Origin of the sequence: Cellulosimicrobium sp. NPDC057127, from assembly GCF_042670945.1 — a bacterium.
GTDB lineage: Bacteria > Actinomycetota > Actinomycetes > Actinomycetales > Cellulomonadaceae > Cellulosimicrobium.
The window spans coordinates 1-17582 of record NZ_JBHUUP010000019.1 but is presented as its reverse complement, the minus strand read 5'-3'; the positions used below and the strand labels follow the sequence as shown (position 1 = coordinate 17582).

Here is a 17582-nt window from a genome sequence, read left to right as displayed (position 1 = left end):
GACGTGCGGCAACGCTCTCCTCCCGAAGGATCTCCCCAGATGCACACCACGACCAGCCCGTCACCCGTCACCACCTCGTCCACCGACGCGAGCGGGCTCGACGGCACCCGGATCGTCGTCGTCGGCGCAGGCATGACGGCCCACCGCTTCGCGACGAGCCTGCGCTGTCGCGACCCGGAGGGCACGTGGTCGCTGACCGTCATCGGCGACGAGGCGCACGAGCCGTACGACCGCGTGCACCTGTCGGAGTGGTTCGCGTCGCGCGACGCGGAGGCCCTGACGCTCGACCCCGGCGTGTGGGAGGACCCGCGCATCACCCTGGTCACCGGTGACGCGGTCGCGTCCCTGGACCGCACGGCGAACGTGGTGACCACGAGGTCCGGTCGCCAGGTCCACTACGACCGCGCCGTGCTCGCGACCGGGTCGTGGGCCTGGACGCCGCGCGCGGAGGGCACGGACCTGCCCGGTCTGTTCACGTACCGCACCATCGACGACGTCGAACGGCTCGCGGAGTGGGTGCGGCTGCGCGAGCAGGTGCTCGGCCGGCCGGTGCGGGGCGTCGTCGTCGGCGGCGGGGTGCTCGGTCTGGAGGCCGCGGCGGCCCTGCAGCAGCTGGGGGCGCAGGCCACGGTCGTCGAGTTCGCGGACCGCCCGATGAGCGTCCAGCTCGACCAGGGCGGCGGCGAGATGCTGCGCCTGCTCGTCGAGGACCTCGGCATCACCGTCCGTACCGGGGTGGGGGCGCAGCGCTTCCTGCCCGCCGGCGACGGTCCCGTCGGCACGGCCGTGCTCTCCGACGGCTCGGACCTCCCGGCGGACGTCGTGGTCCTGTCCGTCGGCATCCGACCGCGCGACCGCGTCGCCCGCGAGGCCGGCCTGGCGATCGGGGAGCGGGGCGGCGTCGTCGTGGGCGACGCGTGCCAGACCTCCGACCCGGTCGTCTGGGCGATCGGCGAGTGCGCGTCCGTCGACGGCGTGTGCGCCGGGCTCGTCGCGCCGGGCAACGACATGGCGGACGTCGTCGTCGACCGCTTCCTCGGCGGCGAACGTGCGCACCGGCGCGCCGACGAGGGGACGAAGCTCAAGGGCGTCGGGGTCGAGGCCGCGTCGTTCGGTGACGTCAACGCCGTCAGCGCGGGCGCGCTCGAGGTGTCCTTCGTCGACCCGGTGAACCGTCGGTACCGCAAGCTCGTGCTCTCGGACGACGCCACGACGCTCCTGGGCGGCGTGTTCGTCGGGGACGTCGAGCTGTACGCGGCGCTGCGCCCGCTCCTGGGACGCCCGCTCGGCGCCGACCCGGCCGCCGTCATCGCGCCCGACGGCGAAGGGCTGGCGGACACCGAGCTCCCGGACGAGGCCGTCGTCTGCTCCTGCAACAACGTCGATGCGGGGACCGTCCGCGCGGCGGTGACCGAGCACGGCTGCACGACGGTGGGGCAGGTCAAGGAGTGCACCAAGGCCGGCACGGTGTGCGGCTCGTGCGTCCCGGCCCTCACCAAGCTGCTGAACACCGAGCTGTCGCGCGCGGGCGTCACGGTCTCGGACGCGCTGTGCGAGCACTTCGCGATGTCGCGGGCCGCGCTGTACCGGGTGGTCCGCGAGGAGGGCCTGCGGACGTTCTCGGAGATCGTCGCGGCGCACGGCACGGGCCGAGGCTGTGCCGTCTGCCGCCCGACCGTCGCCTCGATCCTGTCGACGCTCCACCGCGGTCACGTGCTCGAGGGCGAGCACGCGGCGCTGCAGGACACCAACGACCACGTCATGGCGAACCTGCAGAAGAACGGCACCTACTCGGTGATCCCGCGCATGCCCGGCGGCGAGGTGCGACCCGACCAGCTGCTCGAGCTCGCGCGGGTCGCGGACGACTACGGCCTCTACGTGCGAGTCACCGGCGGCCAGCGCCTCGCGATGTTCGGCGCGCGCCTCGACCAGCTCCCGGAGATCTGGGAGCGCCTGGTCGCGGTGGGCTTCGAGTCCGGGCACGCGTACGGCAAGTCGCTGCGCACGGTGAAGACGTGCGTCGGCCGGACGTGGTGCCGGTTCGGCGTCCAGGACTCGTCGGCCATGGCGGTGCGGCTCGAGCTGCGGTACCGCGGGCTGCGGTCGCCGCACAAGATCAAGTTCGGCGTCTCCGGCTGCGCGCGCGAGTGCGCGGAGGCGCGCGGCAAGGACGTGGGCATCATCGCCACGCACAAGGGCTGGAACCTGTACGTGGGCGGCAACGGCGGCGCGCAGCCCGCCCACGCCCAGCTCCTCGCCGAGGACGTCGACGACGAGACCCTCGTGCGGTACGTCGACCGGTTCCTCATGCTCTACGTCCAGGAGGCCGACCGGCTGCAGCGCACCGCGCCGTGGGTCGCCGACCGCACGGGCGGGCTCGAGGAGCTGCGCCGCGTCGTCGTCGAGGACTCCCTCGGGATCGCGGACGAGCTCGAGGCCGCGATGGCCGAGCACGTGCGCTCCTACGAGGACGAGTGGAGCGCGACGCTCGCCGACCCGGACAAGATGCGCAAGTTCGTGACGTTCGTCAACGCGCCCGACGCCGCGGACCCGGACCTCGCGTTCGTGCCTGAGCGCGGCCAGGTCCGCCCGGCCGGGGAGCACGACGCCCCGACGTACCCTGACCCGCGCGCCGCCCGCGACGCCGCGTTGTCCGGCGTGCGCGCCGACCTCACCGCAGGAGACGCCCGATGAGCACGCCCGTCGACATCTGCGCCCTCGAGGACCTCGACCCCGAGCGCGGGGTCGGTGCGCTCCTGGGGGCCACCCAGGTCGCCGTCTTCCGGCTCACCGACGGCACGGTGCGCGCCGTCCAGCAGCGCGACCCGTACTCGGGCGCCAACGTCATGTCGCGCGGCCTGGTCGGCACGCACCGCGTCACCGGCGACGACGGAGCGGTGCGCGACGTGACCACCGTGACGACGCCCATGCTCAAGCAGGTCTGGGACATCGACACGGGCGAGGTCGTCGACTCCGGGGGCAAGGACCGCCGGCCGCTCGCCGTGTTCCCCGCGGAGGTCCGGGACGGGCGCGTGCTCGTCGCCGGTGTCGGCGCACGGTCCGTGGTCGTCGTGGGGCGGACGGCGGCCGAGGAACGCGTGGCCGCGTCGCCGTCCGGGGCCTGACCGAACCCTCGCGTCCTCGTCGCGGGCGGCGTGCCGACGGACCGACCTCAGCGGTCCACGCGGACGGCGAGGAGTGCGACGTCGTCCCGGGTCCCGGCCGGGACGAGCTCGGTGAGCAGGGCGTCGAGCAGCCGCCCCGGCGCGATGTCGCCGAGCGCGGCGACACGCCCCGGCAGCTCGTGGAGGCTCTCGCGCAGCGGACGGTCCCGGCGCTCGACGAGGCCGTCGGTGTAGAGCAGCAGCGTGTCGCCGGGCGCCAGCGTGTCGGCGTGGTCGGACCGGTCGCCGCCCAGGCCCAGCCCGAGCAACGGGTCGGACTGCGCCTCGAGCAGCCGCGCCGAACCGTCCGCCCGCCGCACCACCGGGGGCAGGTGCCCGGCCGACGCCCACGTCAGCGACCGCGGCTCGCCCTCCGCACCCGGTCCGATGCGTGCGACCACGGCCGTCGCGAGCGCGTCGAGCCCGAGCCCGGAGGCGGTGCTCTCGGCGGCGTCGAGCACCGACGCCGGCCCGGCACCGGTGCAGTACCCGACCGAACGAACCACCCCGCGCAGATGACCCATGCGCGCCGCGGCGGACACGTCGTGCCCCGTGACGTCGCCGACGACGACCGCGGTGTGGCCGTCGGGCTGGACGAACGCGTCGTACCAGTCACCGCCCACGTGGACCTCCGGCACCGCCGGCCGGTACCGCACGTCGATGCGCAGGCCGGGTGGATCGGGCGGCGGCGTGAGGATCGAGTCCTGCAGCTCCAGCGCGGCGCGGCGCTCGCGCACGAGCGCCGCCGTGTACCGGCGGACGGTCGACCCGACGCTGAGCACGCGGTCGAGCACGGACGGGGAGGGAGCCGTGGCGCCGCCCGCCCGGACGGGACCGTACGCCCGCACGATGTCCGTCACGTCCTCCGCGCGGTGCACGATGACGGAGACCGCGCCCGTGGCGTCGGTGACGGGCACGTTCGTCGTGATCCACCAGCGCTCCGTCCACCGGCCGTCCGCGTCGCGCAGGTCGTACCGGTGCGGCCCGATCATCTCCAGGCGTCCCGTCGCCCGCACCCGGTCGAGCGACGCGACCACCTCGGCCGCGCCGGCGCCCTCCTCGGTGTGGAGCGGGAACACGTCGAGGTAGTGCCGTCCCACGATCGCCGACGCCGGCTCGTCGACCGTGCGCAGGATCGCGTCGTTGGCGTCCAGCACCATGAGCTCGGACGACATGACGAGCTTGGGGGCGGTGAGGGCCGAGAAGATCGCCTGGTAGTCGAGATCCTGCGAGGTGGTCCGCACGCTGTCCTCCGTCACGTCGGGTGCTCGCGTCACCCCCTGAGCCTGACGGGCGCCGGCCGCGCTCGCAGGACGAGGGCGCGCGACGGTCGCACGGCGCGCCCGGACCGGGCGCCGGCGCCCGGCTCACCCCTCCTCGACGTGGACGGCGAGGAGCGCGACGTCGTCCTCCGCGCCGTCGGGCACGAGGTCGGCGAGCAGCGCGTCGAGCAGGCGCCTCGGTCCCACGCGCGCGTGCACGGCCACGCGCTCGGGGAGCACGGCGAGGCTGTCCCGCAACCGGTGGCCGCGCCGCTCGACGAGCCCGTCGGTGTAGAGCAGGAGGGTGTCGCCCGGCGACAGCGTCACGTCGCTGTCGTGGCGGTCGTCGCCGAAGCTGAGCCCGAGCGGTGGGTCGGCGCGGGCGGGGACCAGACGCGCCGACCCGTCCGCGGACAGCAGCACGGGCGGCGGGTGCCCCGCACGGCACAGCCGTGCCGCGCGCGTCCCGTCCGGCGCAGCAGGGTCGACGCACGCCGCGACGACCGTGGCGGTGACGTCCAGCTCGAGGCCGGCCGCCGTCCGCTCCGCCTCGTCGAGGATCTGCGCGGGGGTGCCCCCGGTGCTGTAGCCGACCGCCCGGACCAGGCCCCGCAGGTGCCCCATGCGCGCGGCCGCGGCGACGTCGTGCCCCGTGACGTCGCCCACCAGGGCGACGGTGCGGCCGTCGCGCTGGACGAAGGCGTCGTACCAGTCCCCTCCGACATGGACCTCCGGGACCGCCGGGCGGTACCGGGCGTCGATGCGCAGCCCTGGCGGCGAGGGCGGGGGAGTGAGGATCGAGTCCTGGAGCTCGAGCGCGGCGCGGCGCTCGCGGACGAGCGCGTCGGCGTACCGGCGCACCGTCGAGCCCACGGCGAGCACGTGACCGATCACCGCCGGGTCGAGCGGCGCGTCCTGCCCGCCGGACGCCGCGTCCGGGAGCGCGTCGCCGGACGCGGCGACCGGTGACGACGTGCCGGTGAGCGAGGCGTCCTCGGCAGGGGCGGTCGCCGGCGGGCTGCCACGCGACGCGGTCCCGGCGCGGGCCTGCCGTCGCGCGAGCACGATGTCGGTCACGTCCTCGGCTCGGTGCACGAGCACCGACAGGTGGCCCGCAGGATCCAGGACGGGGACGATCGTCATCACCCACCACCGCTCGCCCCAGCGGCCGTGGGCGTCGCGCATGTCGAAGCGCTGCGGGCCGATCATCTCGAGCCGTCCCGTCGCCAGGACCCGTTCGAACGCCTCCGTCACCTGGCGGATCAGCGGGCTGACGTCGTCCCGTGGCGCGAAGACGTCGAGGTAGTGCCGGCCGATGACGGCGGTGGCCGGGGCGTCGACGGTCCGCAGGAAGGCGTCGTTGGCGTCGAGGATCATCAGCTCGGGCGACAGCACGAGCTTGGGCGCCGTGAGCGCGGCGAAGACCGCGTGGTAGTCGACCTTCTCCGCCGGCTCCCTCGCCGTCCCGCCGCCCCGCTCCTGTGCGGCCTCCACCTTGTTCAGCGTGCCCCCATCGGGGGTATCGCGCAGCGCGAGGGACGCGGCCCGGGGCGGCGAGGGGTCAGCCGACGGCGGTCACCGGGGAGGCCAGCGGTGTGCCGGAGCCGTCGCGGCGCTGGTCCGCCTCGGGCAGGTCGACGGCCTGTCCGCCGGCGCCGGTCGCCCGCGCGGGCCCCTGGCCCACCCAGGCGAGGATCAGCACGTCCTCGCCCTTGAGGAAGCGGTGCGCGCGCACCCCGCCCGTCGCGCGGCCCTTGCCGGGATAGAGCTCGTACGGCGTGACCTTGGCCGCTCCGGTCTGGGTGCCCGCCAGCGCGTCGGACGACCCGGACACGGTGACCACCGTCGCGAGGTCGCGCACGTCGGCCGGGACGACCCCGAAGAACGCCACGCGCTGCCCGTCGGCGAGCCGGATGCCGGCCATGCCCCCCGCCGGCCGGCCCTGCGGCCGCACGGCGGCGGCCTCGAAGTGCAGGAGGTTCGCGTCGGTGCTGACGAACACGACCTCGTCGGCGTCCGTCGCGGGCGCGGCACCGACGACCGTGTCGCCGTCGCGCAGGCCGATGACCTCCCAGTCGTCGCGGTTCGGCACGTCGCCCGGCGCGAGGCGCTTGACCACCCCCTGCGCGGTGCCGATCGCGAGCGGGGGCGCGTCGGCGTCGAGCGAGACGACGGTCACGGCCTCCTCACCCGGCTCGAGCGCGACGACCTCGCTGAGCGGCACGCCGCCCGACAGGCTCGGCGCGCCGTCGGTCGGGGGGATCGCCGGCAGGTCGAGGACCGACAGGCGCACCACGCGGCCGCGGTTCGTGAGGAGCCCGACCGTGCCGCGCGCCGTGGTGCGCACACGGGCGCGCAGCACGTCGTGCGCGGAGCGCGAACCGGCTCGTGCGGGCTCCGCGTCGTCGCTCGTGCGCGCCAGCAGGCCGGTCGCCGAGAACAGCGCCCAGCAGGGGGAGTCGGCGACCTCGAGCGGCACGGCCGACGTGGTGGTCGGGGCGGCGCCCGCGGACTCGAGGAGGACGGTGCGGCGCGGCGTGCCGTACGTCTTCGCGACGTCCGCCATCTCCGCCGACACGACGGCACGCAGCCGTGCGTCGTCGCCGAGGATCTCCTCGAGCTCGGCGATCTCGCGGCGCAGCTCCTCCTGCTCCTTCTCGAGCTCGATCCGCGAGAACTTCGTCAGGCGGCGCAGCTGGAGCTCGAGGATGTACTCGGCCTGCGGCTCGGAGAGGTCGAACACCGTCCGCAGCCGCTCGCGCGCCGTGCGCGCGTCGTCGGACGACCGGATGACCTGGATGACCTCGTCGATGTCGACGATCGCGACGAGCAGCCCGTCGACGAGGTGCAGGCGTTCGGAGCGCTTGCGCAGCCGGTGGGCGGACCGTCGGCGCACCACGTCGATGCGGTGGTCCACCCAGACGGTCAGCAGCTCGCGCAGGCCCAGCGTGCGCGGTTGGCCACCGACGAGCGCGACGTTGTTGATGCCGAACGAGTCCTCGAGCGGCGTGAACTTGTACAGCTGCTCGAGCACGGCCTCCGGGTTGAAGCCCGTCTTGACCTCGACCACGATGCGCAGCCCGTGCTCGCGGTCCGTGAGGTCCGTCGCGGCGGTGACGCCCTGGATCTTCTTGGCCTTGACGCCCTCGGCGATCTTCTCGATCACCTTCTCCGGGCCGACGACGTACGGCAGCTCCGTGATGACGATGCCCTTGCGCCGCGGCGTGAGGTTCTCGACCCGTGCCGTCGCGCGCGTGCGGAACGAACCGCGGCCGGTGCGGTAGGCGTCGCGCACGCCGTCGAGCCCGACGATCTTCCCGCCCGACGGCAGGTCGGGGCCGGGGACGAAGCGCATCAGCGCCTCGAGGTCCGCGTCCGGGTGCTTGACGAGGTGGCGCGCCGCCGCGACGACCTCCACCAGGTTGTGCGGCGGCATGTTGGTCGCCATGCCGACGGCGATGCCGGACGCGCCGTTGACGAGCAGGTTGGGGATCGCCGAGGGCAGCACCTCGGGCTGGGTGAGCTTGTTGTCGTAGTTCGGCACGAAGTCGACGACGTCCTCGTCGAGGTTCGTCGTCATCGCGAGGGCCGAGGGGGCGAGCCGCGCCTCGGTGTACCGCGAGGCGGCGGGGCCGTCGTCGAGCGAGCCGAAGTTGCCGTGCCCGTCGACCAGCGGGAGCCGCAGCGAGAAGTCCTGGGCGAGGCGGACGAGCGCGTCGTAGATCGCGCCGTCGCCGTGGGGGTGGAGCTTGCCCATCACCTCGCCGACGACGCGCGCGGACTTCACGTGCGCACGGTCGGGCCGCAGGCCCATGTCGGCCATCATGTACAGGATCCGGCGCTGGACCGGCTTCAGGCCGTCACGGGCGTCCGGCAGCGCGCGCGAGTAGATGACGGAGTAGGCGTACTCGAGGAACGACCCCTCCATCTCCGTCGCGACGTCGACGTCGACGATCGTCTCGTTCACCGCGCCCGGGTCGAGCGAGGGGGTCGAGGGCTTGCGCGCCATGGTCGTGCGGGCTCCTGCCGGTCGGTGCGTCGGCGACGCTGGTCGTGGGTGGCGGGCCGACGGCTGGGGCCGCCGGGTCGCCGCACGCGAGGGTAGCCCACGCGTGCGACACGCCCGCGCCCGGCTCGCGCCGCGCGCCCCTGCGGACGATTGTCCTCCGTCGCGCGACCGTGCCGCGGCAGGCGCACCGGACGGGGGAGTGCATAGCCTGGGGGCGTGAGCGACGACGGCGCCGCCGGCACGTACCCGGTGGAGTGGGAGGCGGACGTCGTCCTGCGCGACGGGACGACCACGCACGTGCGCCCCATCCGTCCCGGGGACGCCGACGCGCTCCAGCGGTTCCACGTCGGCCAGTCCGAGCGGTCGACGTACCTGCGGTTCTTCGCGCCGCTGCAGCGCCTGCCCCCGCGCGACCTCGAGCGCTTCACGCAGGTCGACCACCGCGACCGCGTCGCGCTCGTCGCCGTCCGCCCGCGGTCGGCCGGCCCGGACGCGGACGGCGCGGGCCCCGGCATCGAGGGGTCGCACGACGCCGACCAGCACCCCGACGGCGTCGACATCATCGGGGTCGCGCGGTTCGACCGCACCTCGGCGCACGAGGCCGAGGTCGCGTTCAACATCGCCGACGCGGCGCAGGGGCGCGGGCTGGGCTCCGTGCTGCTCGAGCACCTCGCGGCGGCGGCGCGCGAGCGCGGCGTGCGTCGGTTCACGGCCGACGTCCTGCCGCAGAACGGCCGCATGCTCGCCGTGTTCCGCGAGGCCGGGTACGACGTCCACCAGCAGATGGACGACGGCCTCGTGGTGGTCAGCGTCGACCTCGACCCCACCGAGCGCTCGCGCGCCGTCATGGCGGACCGCGAGCACCGTGCCGAGGCGCGCAGCATGCAGGGGCTGCTCGGGGCGACGAGCGTCGTGCTCGTGGGCCCGCCGGACCCGGCCGACGGCCGCGACGCCTCGATCGAAGGGCTCCTCGCGCACCGGGCGCTCGCGGCTCTCGCGCGCGGCGACGGCACCGTCCACGTGGTCGGCCCGTCCGTCCCGACCACCGTCCCGGCCGCCGAGCCGGATGAGCCGGGTGAGTCGCGGAGGCCCGGCGGGGCCCGGGTCGTCGCGCACACGTCGCTCGCCGCGGTGCCCGGACCCGTGGAGCTCGCCGTGGTCGCGCTGCGCCCGCCCGAGGCGATCGACGCGGTCCGCCGCCTCGCGCGTCTCGGGGTGCGCGGCGTCGTCGTGCTCTCCGCCGGGTACGCGGAGACGGGCGAGGAGGGGCTCGCGCTGCGGCGCGAGCTGCTGCGCGCCGCGCACACCGCCGGTCTGCGCGTGATCGGGCCGGCGAGCTACGGCCTCGTCACGACCGGGACGAGCGCGCAGCACCCACGGCTGGCGGCCACGCTCGCCGACGACCTGCCCGCGCCCGGCGTCGTCGGCCTGTTCTGCCAGTCCGCGCCGATGGCGGTCACGCTGCTCGCCACGACCGCGCGTCGCGGCCTCGGGGTCTCGACCTTCCTGTCGGCGGGCCACCGGGCCGACGTGTCGGGCAACGACCTGATGCAGTACTGGCAGGACGACCCGGCGACCCAGGTCGTGTGCCTGTACCTCGAGTCCATCGGCAACCCGCGCAAGTTCACGCGCATCGCGCGCCGTCTCGCGTCCGTCAAGCCCGTCGTCGTGGTGACGGCGGGCCGGTCCGGCCACGTCGTGCCACCGGGGCACGCGGTGCGCTCGACGCGCGCACCGCGCCGCACGCTCGAGGAGATGCTGCGCCAGTCGGGCGTGATCCGGGCGGAGAACACCCACCACATGATCGACATCGCCCAGCTCCTCGCGCACCAGCCGCTGCCCGAGGGCCGGCGCGTCGGCGTCCTCGCGAGCTCGGCGTCGCTCGCGGCCCTCGTGGCCGAGGCCGTCGTCTCCGCGGGCCTCGTCGTGTCCCACACCGACTTCCTGCCCGAGGACGCCTCGCCGGAGCGGGTCGCGGAGGCGGTGGGTGCCGCGTACGCGCCGGACGCGTGCGACGTCGTGGTCGCCGTCCAGGTGCCGACGGTGCGGCCGCGGCGCGCCGACGTGTCCCACGCGGTCGCGCGCGCGGCGGCGCGCACCCGGCGCACGACGGTCGCCAGCATGCTCGGGCTGCACGGGATGACGGACGAGCTGTCGGCACCGGACCCCCACGCCCCCGCCGACGGCGCGGCCGCCACCGCCCGCTGCCGCGTCCCGGCGTACTCGACGCCCGAGGACGCCGTCGCCGCGCTCGGTGCCGTCGTGCGCTACGCCGCCTGGCGCGAGACGGACCACGGCGTGCCCGTGCGCCCGTCGGGACTCGACCCCGACCGCGCGCGCTCGATCGTCGAGCGTGCGCTCGCGGGCGCGCCCGGGAGGGACCTCGGCCCCGCCGACGCCGCCGAGCTCCTCGACTGCTACGGCATCCGCGTGTGGCCGGCACGGCGGGTCGGCACCGCGGACGAGGCCGTCGCGGCCGCCGACGAGATCGGGTGGCCGGTCGCGCTGAAGAGCACCGCCGCGGCGCTGCGCCACCGCGCCGACCTCGGCGGCGTGCGTCTCGTCATCGCGGACGAGGCGGAGCTGCGCGCTGACGTCGAGCAGATGCGCGCGGCGCTCGCCGCCGTCGTGCCGAGCGCGGCCGACGCCCCCTTCGAGGTGCAGGCCATGGCCGACGCGGGGGTGGCCTGCGTGATCCGCTCCACCGAGGACCAGCTGTTCGGGCCGGTCGTCTCGTTCGGGCTCGCCGGCGACGCGGTCGACCTCCTCGACGACGTCGCCTACGGGGTGCCGCCGCTCACCGACGTCGACGTCGCGGCGATGGTCCGCTCCGTGCGCGCCGCTCCACGCCTGTTCGGCTACATGGGCGCGCCGGTCGTCGCGACCGGCGCGCTCGAGGACGTCCTCGCCCGCGTGTCCGTGCTCGCCGACGACCTGCCGGAGGTGCGCAGCCTCGAGCTCCACCCGGTGGTGGTGTCCGAGCACGGCGCGGCGGTGCTCAGCGCGCGCATCAGTCTCGGTGACGCCCAGCGCGCCGACACCCTGCGCCGTGCCCTCCCCGGCTGAGCGCACCGCGACGTCCGCACCGCGTGCCGCGGGCTGGCCGCCGCCTCCCGGCGGGTGGGAGAATGCGCGGGTGCCCTCCACGACCTCCGACGCGTCCCCGGACGCCTGGACCGACCTGACCGCCCAGCTCCACCGTGCCGGCTACTACCCGGAGCTCGTCGCGGACGTCCTCGACCTCGCGGTCGCGGGCGAGGAGATCGTCTCCCACCTGGTGCTGCCCGAGACCACGTTCGACGCGTCCGAGGTCCGGCGCCACCTCACGGTGCTCGTGCTCACCCCGACGCGTCTCGTCACGGCGCACGTGGACGACCACCCCGCCGACAGCGAGAACCCGTCGGCCTCGGCCGCCGCGACGACGGAGTCCGTGCCCCTCGCCGAGGTGCGGTCCGTCTCGCTCACCCACGTGGTCGCGGACCCGCAGAAGCACCGCGCGGGCAAGCCGCCGCTCGAGGTCACGCTCGCGCTCGGCTGGGGCGCGGTCTCGCGCGTGGACCTCGAGCCCGCCGGCTGCACCGACCCGGCGTGCGAGGCCGACCACGGCATGACCGGCCAGATCACGCCGGACGACGTCGTGGTCCGCGTGAGCGCCGAGGCCGAGGGGCGCGCCGCCGTGGGTGCCGCCGTCGACTTCGCCAGGGCCCTGTCGCGCGCGACGGCGCAGCGCGTCCCGTGACCGTGCCGCCGCCGCGGGCCGCGGCCGGCGCCGCCGTCGAGCTGCCCGCGGACCTGCTCGCGCCGGACGGCGGGACGGGGAGCCTCGCAGCCGTGCTCCCCGCCGCGCTCGACGCGCTCGGCGTCGGGGTGACGACGGCGACGGGCATCGACGGCGCCGACGCGCGCCGCGTCCTCGACCTGCCTGCCGCCGAGCGGGTGTGCGTCGTGCTCGTCGACGGCCTCGGGCACGTCAACCTCGCCGAGCGCGCGGGGCACGCGCCCTTCCTGCGCTCCCTGCTGCCGGGGGCACGGGCCCTGACGTCGTCGTTCCCCAGCACGACCGCCGCAGCGGTGGGTGCGTTCGGCACGGGGACCGCACCCGGACGCACCGGCATGCTCGGCTACACGCAGCGCAACCCGGCGACCGGCGGGCTCGCCAACATGGTGTCGTGGGAGGGCGCGCCGCCGCCGCACGAGCTCCAGCAGGAACCTCCGCTGCTGGGCGTCGCCGCGGACGCAGGGGTCGCCGTGACGTCCACGGGCCCCGCACGGTTCGCCGGGTCCGGCATGACGCTCGCCGCGCTGCGCGGTGGCACGTACGCCGCGGGGGAGCGGCTGGGCGACCGCGTGGACGCCGCGGTGCGGGCGCTGCGCCGACCCGGTCTCGTCTACGTCTACTGGGGCGAGGTCGACAAGGCCGGCCACCACCACGGCTCCGGCTCGTGGCAGTGGGGCGACGAGCTCGAGGCCCTCGACCGCGAGCTCGCGCGCCTGGCGCGCTCGCTGCCCGCGGGCACGCTGCTGCTCGTCACGGCCGACCACGGCATGGTCGACGTCGACCCCGTGCTGCGACGAGACGTCGCGGACGACCCGGTGCTCTCGCAGGGCGTCGTGCTCGTCGGGGGCGAGCCGCGCGCCGTGCACCTGTACGCCGAGCCCGGCCGGGCGCAGGAGGTCGCGGCACGCTGGCGCGACGCCCTGGGCGACGGCGCGCTCGTGCTCGAGCGCGACGAGGTGCTCGCGGGCGGGCTGCTGGGGCCCGATCCACGACCCGACGCGGTGGCCGCCGCCGGAGACGTGCTCGTGGCGATGCGGGGCCGGGCGACCGTGGTCGACTCGCGCACCCAGACTCCCGCGTCGCTCGCGCTCGTCGGGGTCCACGGGTCGCTCACGGAGCGCGAGATGCGGGTCCCCCTGCTCGTGGCCACGGGCTGACGCGCGGTGCCCGGCGCGCTGGCGCCCGGCACCGCAGCCACCGACGACAGGACCGACCGCGAAAGGGCCCGCATGGCCGAGCTCGTCTTCTTCTCCGGCACCATGGACTGCGGCAAGTCCACGCTCGCCCTCCAGCTGGACCACAACCACGCGGCGCGCGGGCGGCGCGGGCTGATCTTCTCGCGTGACGACCGCGCGGGGACGGACCGGCTGTCGTCTCGCCTCGGGCTGGAGGTCGTCGCGCACGAGGTGCGGGACGACACGGACTTCTGGTCGTTCGTGACGGCCCAGCCGGTCCCCGTGGACTACCTGGTGTGCGACGAGGCGCAGTTCTACTCGCCGGCGCAGGTCGAGCAGCTCGCCCGCCTCGTCGACGAGACCGAGATCGACGTCTTCGCGTTCGGCATCACGGCCGACTTCCGCACGCGCCTGTTCCCGGGTTCCGCACGGTTCATCGAGCTCGCCGACCGGGTGGAGGTGCTGCAGGTGCAGTCCCTGTGCTGGTGCGGGGCGCGCGCGACGCACAACGCGCGCACCGTCGACGGGCGCATGGTCGTCGAGGGGGAGCAGGTCGTCGTCGGCGACGTCGGGACGGGGCCGGGCGAGGTGGCCTACGAGGTCCTGTGCCGCCGGCACCACATGCGGCGCATGACGACCGCCGCGGCGCGCGCCCTCGGGCCCGCGGACGGGCTGTCGTTCGACCTGCCGGGCTGAGCCGGGGGTCAGTGCTCGGGGCGCGCCCCGAACACGATCTCGTCCCAGCTGGGGACCTTCGCGCGCGAGCGGTTGCGGCTCCTGCGGGTCTCGCGCGGCGCGGGACGGGTGGTGGCGGGCACGTCCTGCGCGGCGGCGTCGTCCGGGTCCTGCGGCCCGGACGGTCGCGACGGCGTCGACGAGCGTGCGGGCGTGGACGGACGGGTCGCGGGGGAGGCGGCCGGCTCGTCGTCGGTACGCAGCGCGGCCGGGTGCACCCCGTCCTCCTCCTCCCGGGCGGGCGTCGGGCGCGGCGAAGGGCGCAGCGAGGGCAGCTGGACGACCGTCCCGCCGTGCTGCGGGCGGTCGTCGTCGCGCCCCTCGGCCGCGTGGTCGGGGCCCTCGCCGTCGAGCATCGCGAGCGGTCCGAAGCCCTCGAAGGGCTCCTGCCCGTCGTCGGGGGGAGCGGCGGACCCCCGGTCGGGGCCGGTGCGCGCGCGCACGCCACGTCGCCGGCCCAGGTCGTCGAGCAGGTCGGCCGTGCCGTCCGCCTCGGGCGTCCGGCGCGGGGGGTGTCGCCGGGGCGCGGCGGAGTCGACGTCGAAGACGTCGGCGGCCACGGGCTCGGGCGCGGGTTCCGGCTGGGTGATCCAGCGCGCCTCGTCGTCGAGGGCGTGCAGGGCGCGCGACGACGGGTCGTACGACCAGCGAGCGGTGCAGCGGCCGGAGGCGACGGTGAACACGACCGTGACGACCCACGGCGAGCCCGCGGTGCGCGCCGCCGACCACTCGAGTCCCGCGAGGTCGACGTCGCGGGCGGACAGGCGCCGTGCCACCAGCTCGTCGACGGTGGGGGCGTCGTCGCCGTGCCCCGGGCGCGCGGCGCGGACGCGCTCGACCACGTACTCCTGCTCCGCGAGCACCGGACCGGCGAAGCGCCGCACCTGCTCGACCGCGAGCCCCGCGGCCTCGGCGACGTCCTCGACCCCCTCGCCGGCGCGCAGTCGCGACTGGATCTCGCGCGGCGACAGGCGTCGGGCGTCCTCGGCGCGCAGGTGCTCGAGGTGGGGACGGTCGCGCCGGACGGCGGCCCGCAGCGCCTCGGAGATGGGCAGCACGAAGCGCGCGCCGCCCGTGCCGCCGAGGACGAGGTGCTCCCCGTCCTCGTGCAGTCTCACCAGCTGGAGCTCGTCCATCGGTCCTCCCGTGTCACCGTGCCTGCCTCCGAGGGTGCCATCCTCGCGCCCGACGCGGGTGCAATGCGCCCGGTGTGCCGCGGACTGGCTCTGGGAGGATCGTGCCCGTGATCCTCGATCTCGTCCCCGGAGACGCTCTCGAGCTCGGCGGGGTCTTCTGCGCTGCGCTCTCCGGTGGGCTGGCCGCGGTCCGCAAGCGCTTCGACCTCGTGGGCGTCCTCGTCCTCGCCTGGGCGGCGGGGCTCGGCGGCGGGCTGCTGCGCGACGTGCTCATCGGCGCGATCCCGCCCGTGGGCATCTCGGACTGGCGGCTCGTCGCCGTCGCGGCCGCCGCCGGGGTCGTCACGTTCTTCTGGCACCCTCGCCTCGAGCGGCTGCGACGCAGCATCGTCGTGCTCGACGCCGGCGCGCTCGCCCTGTTCGTGCTCTCCGGCACCATGAAGGGGCTCGAGTACGGCGTGGGGCCGCTCGCAGCCGTCTTCGTCGGCGTGCTCACCGGGGTGGGCGGCGGCATCCTGCGCGACGTGCTCACGAGCGAGGCGCCCCTGCTGTTCCAGGACCAGCAGCTGTACGCCGTCCCGGCGCTCGTGGGCGCGGCGCTCACCGCGGTCCTGTGGGAGGCGGACGCCCTCGGGCTGCTGTCCCAGGCGGGCGTCCTCGCGCTCGTGCTGGGGTTCCGCCTGCTCTCCCTGCGCCTCGGCTGGTCCGCGCCGGGGCCCTGGGAAGGTCGTCGGCCCGGGCCCGGTTCGGGCAGGATGTGAGCCGTGCGCTCCTTCATCGACGACCCCCGCCTGCCCGACGACGTCACCGTGCCCGCCCTGCGCGAGCTCGCCGAGCGCCTCGCGCGCTCAGCGGGCGAGCTCGTGCGCACCGGCCGCCCGGACCGGGTCGAGGTCGCGTCCACCAAGTCCACCGCGACCGACGTCGTCACGCGCATGGACGCCGACTCCGAGGCGCTGCTGCGCCGCGAGATCGCCGCCGCACGACCGGACGACGCGGTCCTCGGCGAGGAGGAGGGGTCGACCGGCGGGTCGTCCGGGATCACGTGGGTCGTGGACCCGATCGACGGCACGGTGAACTACCTGTACGGGGTCGCGTCGTACGCCGTGTCCGTCGCGGCGGTCGTCGGCCCGCCGGACCCGGAGCGCTGGACGGTGCTCGCCGGCGCCGTGCACTCCGTCGTGGACGGGCGCACCTGGACGGCGGGCGCCGGGGCGGGCGCGACGCTCGACGGCGCACCCCTGCGGGTCGGTGAGCCGGCGGAGCTGGCGCAGTGCCTCGTGGGCACCGGGTTCGGCTACGACGCCGGGCGTCGCCGGGCGCAGGCCCGGGTGCTGGTCGAGGTGCTCCCGCGCGTGCGGGACATCCGCCGCCTCGGCTCGGCGGCGATCGACCTGTGCCTCGTGGCGAGCGGCGAGCTGGACCTGTACTACGAGCGCGGCCTGAACCCGTGGGACATGGCGGCGGGCGCGCTCGTCGCGCACGAGGCGGGCGCCCGGGTGACCGGCCTGCGGGGTCGCGCCGCAGGTCACGACATGACCGTCGTCGGGGGACCGGCGCGCGTCGCCGAGCTCGTGGAGCTGCTCGAGAGGGCCGGCGCCGACTCCGACGCGTGACCCGACACGGCGGTCCGGGGCCGTGACGAAGGACACCCGCGACGCGCCGTGAGCCACGGGGTGCATCAGCGCGCGAAATGGTGCAGAATCCGGGGGCCCGCCGGGAACAATTCCGGTGCGCCACGCATTGATCAGCGTGCACGTGTCCCGAGGTCCTCGAGGCACGGCACGTCACGGGGCGTCCCCCACGTCCCGTACCCGTGCCGCTCGGCACGCCCGGCGAGGCCGGTCCCCGGGCACGCACGGTCGCTATCGACGAGCTTTCGGAGAGTGACCCCACAGATGGCAACAGACTACGACGCCCCGCGCAAGAGCGAAGAGGAGCTCAGCGAGGACTCGATCCAGGAGCTGCAGGCTCGTCGCTCCGACAAGAGCTCGGGCGTTGTGGACGAGGACGAGACCGAGGCGGCGGAGGGCTTCGAGCTCCCCGGCGCCGACCTGTCCGGCGAGGAGCTCTCGGTCCGCGTGCTGCCGCGGCAGGCGGACGAGTTCACCTGCGCGAGCTGCTTCCTCGTGCACCACCGCAGCCAGCTCGCCTACGAGAAGAACGGCCAGCAGATCTGCACGGAGTGCGCCGCCTGACCCGCGTCCGCGCACGTCCCCGCACGTCGGCCGCCGCCCCCCCGGGGGGCGGCCGCCGGCGGCCCCGGGGCCCGCCCGGGGCCCCCCGGGCGCGCCCCCGGGGCCCCGGGCACCGGGCGGCCCGG

13 protein-coding genes are annotated in these 17582 nt (G+C 75.7%); 9 read left to right on the top strand and 4 right to left on the bottom strand.

Annotation, left to right across the window (positions count from 1 at the left end; all coding sequences use genetic code 11):
• The first annotated feature begins 39 nt into the window (after positions 1 to 39).
• Positions 40 to 2694: a nitrite reductase large subunit NirB gene (gene nirB, locus ACFTZA_RS15605; protein WP_378196856.1), complete on the top strand. Its 2655-nt coding sequence runs from the start codon at positions 40 to 42 to the stop codon at positions 2692 to 2694.
• Positions 2691 to 3125 carry a nitrite reductase (NAD(P)H) small subunit gene (locus ACFTZA_RS15600; RefSeq protein ID WP_378196853.1) on the top strand — a complete coding sequence of 145 codons (435 nt, stop codon included), beginning with the start codon at positions 2691 to 2693 and terminating at the stop codon, positions 3123 to 3125. Before nirB ends, ACFTZA_RS15600 begins: the two co-directional genes overlap by 4 nt.
• 47 nt (positions 3126 to 3172) lie before the next feature.
• Here the strand turns inward: ACFTZA_RS15600 and ACFTZA_RS15595 are convergent, their stop codons facing one another.
• The 3 genes from ACFTZA_RS15595 to ACFTZA_RS15585 all read right to left on the bottom strand — a co-directional run bounded on the left by ACFTZA_RS15595 (position 3173) and on the right by ACFTZA_RS15585 (position 8435).
• Entirely contained in the window at positions 3173 to 4441 is a 1269-nt protein-coding gene (locus ACFTZA_RS15595; protein WP_378196850.1) for a PP2C family protein-serine/threonine phosphatase, read from the bottom strand.
• Positions 4442 to 4531: 90 nt separating this feature from the next.
• Complete coding sequence (locus ACFTZA_RS15590) at positions 4532 to 5920, bottom strand: PP2C family protein-serine/threonine phosphatase (RefSeq protein WP_378196847.1); 1389 nt, start codon at positions 5918 to 5920, stop codon at positions 4532 to 4534.
• A gap of 67 nt (positions 5921 to 5987) precedes the next feature.
• Positions 5988 to 8435: a DNA topoisomerase (ATP-hydrolyzing) subunit A gene (locus ACFTZA_RS15585; protein WP_378196844.1), complete on the bottom strand. Its 2448-nt coding sequence runs from the start codon at positions 8433 to 8435 to the stop codon at positions 5988 to 5990.
• Between the two features lie 216 nt (positions 8436 to 8651).
• Between ACFTZA_RS15585 and ACFTZA_RS15580 the strand changes: the two genes are divergently transcribed.
• The 4 genes from ACFTZA_RS15580 to ACFTZA_RS15565 all read left to right on the top strand — a co-directional run bounded on the left by ACFTZA_RS15580 (position 8652) and on the right by ACFTZA_RS15565 (position 14084).
• Positions 8652 to 11501, top strand: a complete 2850-nt coding sequence (locus tag ACFTZA_RS15580; protein ID WP_378196841.1) for a GNAT family N-acetyltransferase — start codon at positions 8652 to 8654, stop codon at positions 11499 to 11501.
• A 70-nt stretch (positions 11502 to 11571) separates the two neighbouring features.
• Complete coding sequence (locus tag ACFTZA_RS15575; protein WP_378196838.1) at positions 11572 to 12174, top strand: DUF5998 family protein; 603 nt, start codon at positions 11572 to 11574, stop codon at positions 12172 to 12174.
• A complete protein-coding gene (locus tag ACFTZA_RS15570; protein WP_378196836.1) occupies positions 12171 to 13370 on the top strand; it encodes an alkaline phosphatase family protein in 1200 nt (399 codons plus the stop codon). Before ACFTZA_RS15575 ends, ACFTZA_RS15570 begins: the two co-directional genes overlap by 4 nt.
• Before the next feature lie 72 nt (positions 13371 to 13442).
• On the top strand, positions 13443 to 14084 hold the full coding sequence (locus ACFTZA_RS15565) for a thymidine kinase (protein WP_378196833.1): 642 nt from the start codon (positions 13443 to 13445) through the stop codon (positions 14082 to 14084).
• An 8-nt stretch (positions 14085 to 14092) separates the two neighbouring features.
• Here the strand turns inward: ACFTZA_RS15565 and sepH are convergent, their stop codons facing one another.
• Entirely contained in the window at positions 14093 to 15259 is a 1167-nt protein-coding gene (gene sepH, locus ACFTZA_RS15560) for a septation protein SepH (protein ID WP_378196829.1), read from the bottom strand.
• A 107-nt stretch (positions 15260 to 15366) separates the two neighbouring features.
• Here sepH and ACFTZA_RS15555 point away from each other — a divergent pair, with 107 nt between their 5' ends.
• The 3 genes from ACFTZA_RS15555 to ACFTZA_RS15545 all read left to right on the top strand — a co-directional run bounded on the left by ACFTZA_RS15555 (position 15367) and on the right by ACFTZA_RS15545 (position 17457).
• Entirely contained in the window at positions 15367 to 16020 is a 654-nt protein-coding gene (locus ACFTZA_RS15555; RefSeq protein ID WP_378196826.1) for a trimeric intracellular cation channel family protein, read from the top strand.
• Between the two features lie 3 nt (positions 16021 to 16023).
• Positions 16024 to 16875: an inositol monophosphatase family protein gene (locus ACFTZA_RS15550; protein WP_378196824.1), complete on the top strand. Its 852-nt coding sequence runs from the start codon at positions 16024 to 16026 to the stop codon at positions 16873 to 16875.
• A gap of 282 nt (positions 16876 to 17157) precedes the next feature.
• The gene (locus tag ACFTZA_RS15545) at positions 17158 to 17457 is read left to right on the top strand and encodes a DUF4193 domain-containing protein (RefSeq protein WP_069387839.1); all 300 of its coding nucleotides are present in this window, start codon (positions 17158 to 17160) and stop codon (positions 17455 to 17457) included.
• The last annotated feature ends 125 nt before the right edge of the window (positions 17458 to 17582 follow it).